The sequence below is a fragment of the Pseudomonas sp. RA_35y_Pfl2_P32 genome, from assembly GCF_963970735.1.
GTDB lineage: Bacteria > Pseudomonadota > Gammaproteobacteria > Pseudomonadales > Pseudomonadaceae > Aquipseudomonas.
On sequence record NZ_CAXAQF010000019.1, the window covers coordinates 139,525 to 146,481 of the forward strand.

The following is a 6,957-nucleotide window of genomic DNA, read 5'->3' on the forward strand; positions in this document are numbered from 1 at the left end:
GGTAAGCCCAGGCATCCTAGAATCGTCATTCGCAAAACGCAATAATAAGGCTGATATTTGCATTGGAAACAATTTTTAAAGCCTGCGACTCTTGCTCTCAAGACATCAATCACCCCGATTGATCAACAAGAGTCAGTATTCATGCAGCGAATTCCCTGTGTGCTAATGCGCGGTGGTACTTCCAAGGGCCCAGTGTTTCTCGCCTGGGATCTACCTGTTGCGATCGAAGACCGTGATGAGTTGCTGCTCAACCTCATGGGCTCTGGTCATGAGCTGGAAATTGACGGCATCGGTGGCGGTAGCCCACAAACCAGCAAGGTGGCGATCGTCAGCCCCTCGTTGCATCCGGAGGCGGATATCGACTATCTGTTCGTTCAAGTCATGGTCTCCCAGCGTCGAGTCGACACCGCGCCTAATTGCGGCAACATGCTTTGCGCCGTTGGCCCGTTCGCCATCGAGCAGGGGCTGGTAAAAACCTCCAAAGACCTGACCTGTGTGCGTATTCGCAACCTCAACACGGGGACTTTTGTGAACGCCGAGGTACAGACGCCCGGTGGGAAGGTCAGCTATGAAGGCGACACCGCCATCGATGGTGTGCCAGGTACCGCCGCTCCTGTGCAACTGACCTTCCTGGATGCCGCGGGCAGCAAGACCGGCAAACTTTTCCCTACTGGGCAAACACAGGATGTGATCGAAGGTATTCCCGTGACCTGCATCGACATGGCGATGCCGATGATGATTGTCGAAGCCGGCCAACTGGGTAAGCGCGGCGATGAAAGTCCTGCTGAACTGGATGCCGACAAAGAGTTCCTGCGTCGCCTGGAGTCCTTGCGACTGCAAGCCGGTCTGGCAATGGGCCTGGGTGACGTCAGCGACAAAGTGATTCCCAAGCCCGTACTGGTGTCACCGGCCAAGGCTGGCGGCACAATCCAGGTGCGCTACTTCATGCCACACAACTGCCACCGGGCCTTGGCGATCACCGGCTCCATCGGCCTTGCCACCGCTTGTGTCACTCAAGGCAGTGTGGTGGCGCAATTGCTCGGCGGCACTAGCGAGCCGCGCTTGAAGCAAGTACGTATTGAACATCCAAGTGGCGGGATAGATGTCGTATTGTCCTACACCGGTGATCAGGGTGAGACCATTCGTGCCTCAGTGGTGCGTACATCGCGCAGGCTGTTCTCAGGGTTTGTCTACGCCACGGCTTCCCAACGACTTGCCGGATAATTTCCCCTGATCGTTGCGGTACTTGCATCAGCACAATTCTAAAAATGGGTGATGCCATGAAAGTTGTAAAATCGCTCTACTTCCAAATTCTCCTTGCCGTGCTGTTGGGTGTGCTGGTCGGGCACTTTTGGTCACAACAGGCCATAGCCTTGAAGCCGCTGGGTGATGCGTTCATTAAGTTGATCAAGATGATGATCGCTCCGGTAGTGTTCTGCACCATCGTCACCGGTATCGCTGGCATGAGCGATAAACGCTCCCTCGGGCGTCTGTTGAGCAAGACCATGCTGCTGTTCCTGGCGCTGACCGTGATCAGTCTGATCATCGGCCTGGTGTCGGTCTACGTGTTCAAACCCGGTGTGGGCATGAACATTGACCCCGCCCAGTTGAGTACCAAGGGACTGTCGCAGTACACCGATTCCGCCGCAAAGTTGGGAGTGGTCGAGTTTTTCATGCACATCATCCCGGACACGTTCATCGGTGCGTTCAATAAGGGTGAAGTGTTGCCGGTTTTGTTCATCGCGGTGCTTTGCGGTTTTGCGCTGTCGGCCATAGGCGAGCGTGGCAAGCCGGTACTGGATGTACTGGAATCCGCCTCGCACATGGTGTTCAAGATGTTTTCCTACCTGATGCGATTCGCTCCGATCGGTGCTTTTGGCGCTTTGGCGTTCACCGTGGGCCAGTACGGTATTACATCGTTGGGCTCCTTGGCCAAGCTGATCATGACCTTGTACGTAGCCTGTGCCTTCTTCGTCTTTGTGGTGCTGGGGAGCATTTGCCGGGCACATGGCTTCAGTCTCTGGAAGCTGCTGCGTTACTTTCGCGAAGAGTTCCTGGTGGTGCTCGGGACGTCCTCCACCGAGCCGGTGATGCCGCGGATGTTGGAAAAGCTGCAAGCCCTGGGGTGCAAAAAAGGCGTGGTGGGGTTGGTGTTGCCAACGGGGTACTCGTTTAACCTCGACGGTACGGCGATCTACCTCTCGCTGGCAGCGGTATTCATTGCTCAAGCCTGCAACATCGAGCTAAGCCTGGCACAGACCGTGACCATGCTGGCCATCATGCTGTTGTCCTCGAAGGGGGCAGCAGGTGTGACTGGGTCCGGTTTTGTCGCGCTGGCGTCGACACTGACGGTGATCCATGACATTCCCTTGGCCGGCCTTGCACTGCTGATCGGTATCGACCGCTTCATGTCGGAAGCCCGGGCCTTGACCAGCCTGGCGAGCAACGCCGTGGCTACCGTGGTGATGTCCATCTCGGAGAACGCCTGTGATCGCGAAACACTGATGCGGACTCTGGACGGTAAACCTTCGCCCGCTGCGACCCCAATCCAAGTTCAGAACGCGGACTGGGATGGCCTGAAGGTCACGGAACACGCCTGATCGGTCACGGCTGAATCGAGCCCCCTCAAACAACTCAATAACCCCCCCCCCGCCAGGCATCGTTGATCGTGCCACCTGGCGGGCAGGGCGTCGTGCGCCTGTGCATCGGCCACGCTACTCATAAGAACAAGAGAACTTACCTATGCTCGCATTGCTTGGCTTGGCCATGGTGGTGGTCTTCACCGTCCTGATAATGACCAAACGGTTGTCGCCGATTGTTGCCCTGACGGTGGTGCCGATTGTGTTTGCCGTCATTGGTGGTTTCGGTGGTACTACCGGCAAGATGATGCTCGACGGCTTGAAAATGGTCGCGCCTTCTGCCGCGCTCCTGCTGTTCGCGATCTTGTTTTTTGGCTTGATGATCGACGCCGGCCTGTTTGACCCGCTGATTCGCAAGATCCTCAAACGCGTCAATGGCGACCCGATCAAAATTGCTGTCGGCACAGCGTTGCTGTCGCTGCTGGTGGCCCTGGACGGTGATGGCACCACGACCTACATGATTACCTGTGCGGCCATGCTTCCCCTATACAAGCGTATCGGCATGAACCCGATGATTCTGGCGACCATCGCCATGTTGTCCTTGAGCATCATGAGCGGTATGACCCCATGGGGCGGGCCCGCTACAAGGGCGATCGCAGCACTGGGCCTGGATGCCGGCGAGTACTTCGTGCCCTTGCTGCCGACCATGATCGGCGGCGCAATGTGGGTGGTCTTCACTGCCTTCCTGCTGGGCCGTGCCGAGCGCAAGCGTATCGGTAACATCCAATTGGAAAGCGGCGGCGGTGATTGCTACATCAAGGCGATTCTTGAAGACACTGCGCACAAGCGCCCGAAGCTGGCCTACGTCAACCTTCTGTTGGTGATCGCCGTGATGGTCGCACTGGTGATGGGGATCATGCACTCCGCGATCCTGTTCCTGATCGGGTTCGTACTGGCGCTGATGATCAACTATCCGCAACTGGATATTCAGAAGGAACGCATCCTTGCCCATTCGGGCAACGCGATGACTGTCGTACTTCTGGTGTTTGCCGCCGGGATCTTTGCCGGGATCTTCTCGGGCACCAAGATGGTCGACGCTCTGGCGCAAACCCTGGTTGACTGGATTCCGCCGTCGTGGGGGCATCTGTTCCCGCTGGTGGTGGCGATAACCAGCATGCCGCTGACCTTCGTCCTGTCCAACGATGCTTACTACTTCGGTGTGGTGCCCATCCTGGCGAATGCCGCTGCGGCCTATGGCATTGATCCGGTGGAGATCGCCCGCGCATCGATTCTCGGCCAGCCAGTGCACCTGATGAGTCCGTTGGTAGCTTCAACCCTGTTGCTGGTGGGTATGGTTGATCGCGATATCGGCGACTTCCAGAAAGCCACCATCAAATGGGCGGTGCTCACTTCCCTGGTGATTACCGCGCTAGCCCTGCTGACCGGGGCGATCAGTCTCTTCACCTGACTAACCCAAAACCACCTGCTTTTTCCTGACGCGCCTCGCCAGTGGGGCGCGCGCTGTCCCGCACTCTAAAAAACAACAATGAGTAGTTCGCTATGAAGACTTTGGTTACCCGTGGCGTTTCATTCCCGCTTCTTGCACTTTTGCCATTGGCCAGCGTCAGCGCTGAAGGTTTTATCGACGACAGCAAGCTCAAGCTGCAATTGCGCAACGTCTATTTCAATGAAAATTTTCGCGACGAGCATGGCTTGAGTGCCAGATCGGCAAGGACGGCGAAGAGCGAGCGAACCGAGTGGGCCCAGGGATTTCTGTTGGATTACCAGTCAGGGTTTACCCCCGGCACCATCGGGTTTGGTGTGGATGCCCTCGGCCTGCTCGGGGTCAAGCTCGACTCCGGCCGTGGCCGCAGCGGCACCGGCTTGTTGCCCGTCCATGATGACGGTCGCGCGGCTGACGAGTTCGCAAGCCTGGGTATGACTGCCAAGGCCCAACTGGCCAAGACCACGGTCAGATACGGCACCTTGTTACCCAAGACTCCGGTGCTGATCTACAACGATGCACGACTATTGCCGCAAACGTATCAAGGCACACAGATCAGTAGCGTCGACATCGACAACCTCACCCTGACCGGGGGCTACCTGGATCGATTCAAGCTGCGTGACTCCACCGACAGCATGCCGATCGTGCCCGATGGTTATGGCGGAGACAAATCAGGGGACTTCAGCTATGCAGGGGCCGAATACAAATTGGGGAAAAGCGTTCGCTTGAGTTACTTCTACGGCGAACTGGAAAACTTTTATCGTCAGAACTTTGCAGGTATACAGCACGACCTGCCCTTGGGCGGCGGCGTACTGACCAGTGATTTACGCCACTTCAACAGTGTCGATAGCGGCTCTGCCTTCGCAGGCAAGATCGACAACAACATGCTGAGCGGGCAACTGACCTACGCCATTTCCGGCCATACCTTCGGTAGCGGATACCAGACCCTCAGTGGTGACGCCGGATTGCCTTTTATCAGTGGTGCAACGATTTACTCGTTCAGCAACGCTGGGATAGGTAAGTTCGTCGAGGAGGATGAGAAGACCTGGATGCTTAACTACGGCTATAACTTTGCTGCCCTTGGCGTGCCGGGCCTAACGTTCTCCACCCGTTATCTGAGCGGCAACGACGGTAAGTCCGACACCACGGTCAAAGAGTGGGAACGTGACGCCGAACTGGCTTACGTCGTGCAACAAGGCGCCTTCAAAGGTCTGGGGGTGCGGTTGCGTAACTACGTTTACCGCTCTGACTATTCCCGTGGACGTGACAGCAACCGGATCTACTTTACCTACGACATCGCTCTCTGGTGATCCCCTTATCGCGGTCTCGCGCTTCGTCACGCTGCCCGACGCTGGCCAGCGCAATTTCTCGCGGGTCGCCATCTACGAAGATCAATACACCCAGCCGAGGAGGGCCTTGGACCGACCTCAAGTCGGGTGGCTGGGGGCTCGAACAGGTCACCTTTTCTTTTCTTCGTAGAAGATTGCATCAAGCATGGCTGCTCGTGCGCGCCAAGCCTTGGCCTCTTCGCGACCAACAGGAACAGGTGACCTCCACCATGGAGCCTCTTGTATGCGTTCAACGACCTCTGGCCAATAGCGCTCATAGTCCAACTTGTCAGCCCGTACCATGCCGACATCCCGAGCCAGTCGACGTTTGTTCTGGCCATCGACACACAGGAAAACATCGGGTCGTTTCATGGCAAGCAGGCGAGTAGCCGTACCCAGACCGTGTCTGCCGTCAGGAAACCCGTTGATGAACGCCCGAATGAAGGTGTCGTAATGCTCCTTGGTCACCACCCCTTCGAGCGGAATAGCGTCCAGCGCCAGGGAGAAGGCTAGGGCGCTGGCGTTCATCGACTTGTAGAACATGCCCGCACCCTTCATCGACCCAAACCATTCAGGGTTGTCGATGGCCTTGCTCTTGAGGCCGGCGATGCCAAGACGCGCCTGCAAGGGGATGTCATTGAAGTGCCTTGTGTTTGCGAAATAGCTGCCGACCTGATCCAGCATCGCCAGACGGTCTTGAAAGCCGTGGGTCTTGTCCTTCTGGATCTCGGCATAGAATGTCGGCCAGTCCATCGTCATCACAGGCGACTCCACTTCGGGCTTGGAAGCAGCAACCCCTCCATAGGTGTCCTCAAGTTTTTCCCTTATCGGTGTTTTGAGGCTCCAGATTCTGCGGTAGTTATCAGCGTCTTCCTGGCAAATGCTTCTTCCGCCGTAACCGTCAATGACGTTTAAAACCTCCTGCAGCAGCTCAGGCGAACCGTCCTTATGGGTGAGAAGGGTGCTCAACTCCGTGTTGTTCCGGATAGCACCGGCAGTGAAATTGGCACTGCCAATCAGGACTTCCCAACGGGTGTCCGTCCAGAAAGCGAAGACCTTGGGGTGAAAAACCCCCTGAGGTTGCAGAACGAACCTGACCTGGTCAGAACACACGAACTCATCCAGCACATCGGGGTGAGTTTGATAAAAATGCGTGCCGATCACCCCAGTGGCAATTTTCGACTTTGCCTTCACCAACTCCGTGAACAGATCGGTTCCGGCAGACGCCCATGCGGTACCGAAGCTGATGTGCTCGTAAGTTCTGATTAGCCTCAGCAGATTGGATTTGAGTGCTGTGTTGGTAGAGATCAGTTTCACTGGGCGGCATTCCGAATGGAGACTGCTCATCATATCTGCCTGTGGTCGGAGAGCAGAGCTTGGCGGGTGAAATGAGTGCTGGGGAATGCGAGGGGGGGTACTGTGAATCGCCCCGGATTCTCTAGACACCTTGCAAGCTCATTGCGTAACGCTTTTCAAACTCTACCGGTGACAGCTGATTGTTGAAACCATGGCGGCGTTTTACGTTGTAGAACATCTCGATGTAATC

General features: G+C 56.5%; 6 protein-coding genes. 4 read left to right on the top strand and 2 right to left on the bottom strand.

Annotated features, from left to right (window positions below):
• Positions 1–141: 141 nt before the first annotated feature.
• The 4 genes from AACY45_RS19905 to AACY45_RS19920 all read left to right on the top strand — a co-directional run bounded on the left by AACY45_RS19905 (position 142) and on the right by AACY45_RS19920 (position 5,393).
• Complete coding sequence (locus AACY45_RS19905; protein WP_339547056.1) at positions 142–1,224, top strand: 4-oxalomesaconate tautomerase; 1,083 nt, start codon at positions 142–144, stop codon at positions 1,222–1,224.
• A gap of 44 nt (positions 1,225–1,268) precedes the next feature.
• On the top strand, positions 1,269–2,600 hold the full coding sequence (gene dctA, locus AACY45_RS19910) for a C4-dicarboxylate transporter DctA (protein ID WP_339547057.1): 1,332 nt from the start codon (positions 1,269–1,271) through the stop codon (positions 2,598–2,600).
• Between the two features lie 142 nt (positions 2,601–2,742).
• Complete coding sequence (locus AACY45_RS19915; RefSeq protein WP_339547058.1) at positions 2,743–4,047, top strand: CitMHS family transporter; 1,305 nt, start codon at positions 2,743–2,745, stop codon at positions 4,045–4,047.
• A 92-nt stretch (positions 4,048–4,139) separates the two neighbouring features.
• Positions 4,140–5,393, top strand: a complete 1,254-nt coding sequence (locus AACY45_RS19920) for an OprD family porin (RefSeq protein WP_339547059.1) — start codon at positions 4,140–4,142, stop codon at positions 5,391–5,393.
• Between the two features lie 147 nt (positions 5,394–5,540).
• Here the strand turns inward: AACY45_RS19920 and AACY45_RS19925 are convergent, their stop codons facing one another.
• Both AACY45_RS19925 and AACY45_RS19930 read right to left on the bottom strand, forming a co-directional pair.
• Positions 5,541–6,728 (bottom strand): phospholipase D family protein, encoded by a 1,188-nt coding sequence (locus AACY45_RS19925; protein WP_339547060.1) that lies wholly within the window; start codon positions 6,726–6,728, stop codon positions 5,541–5,543.
• Positions 6,729–6,849: 121 nt separating this feature from the next.
• Positions 6,850–6,957 (bottom strand): IS3 family transposase (locus AACY45_RS19930; RefSeq protein WP_146427598.1); only part of this gene is annotated, 108 nt, incomplete at its 5' end.

Bases quoted from the DNA above. Each gene is read 5' to 3' on its own strand.
- AACY45_RS19905 (WP_339547056.1), top strand. From the start codon at position 142: ATGCAGCGAATTCCCTGTGTGCTAATGCGCGGTGGTACTTCCAAGGGC.
- dctA (WP_339547057.1), top strand. From the start codon at position 1,269: ATGGGTGATGCCATGAAAGTTGTAAAATCGCTCTACTTCCAAATTCTC.
- AACY45_RS19915 (WP_339547058.1), top strand. From the start codon at position 2,743: ATGCTCGCATTGCTTGGCTTGGCCATGGTGGTGGTCTTCACCGTCCTG.
- AACY45_RS19920 (WP_339547059.1), top strand. From the start codon at position 4,140: ATGAAGACTTTGGTTACCCGTGGCGTTTCATTCCCGCTTCTTGCACTT.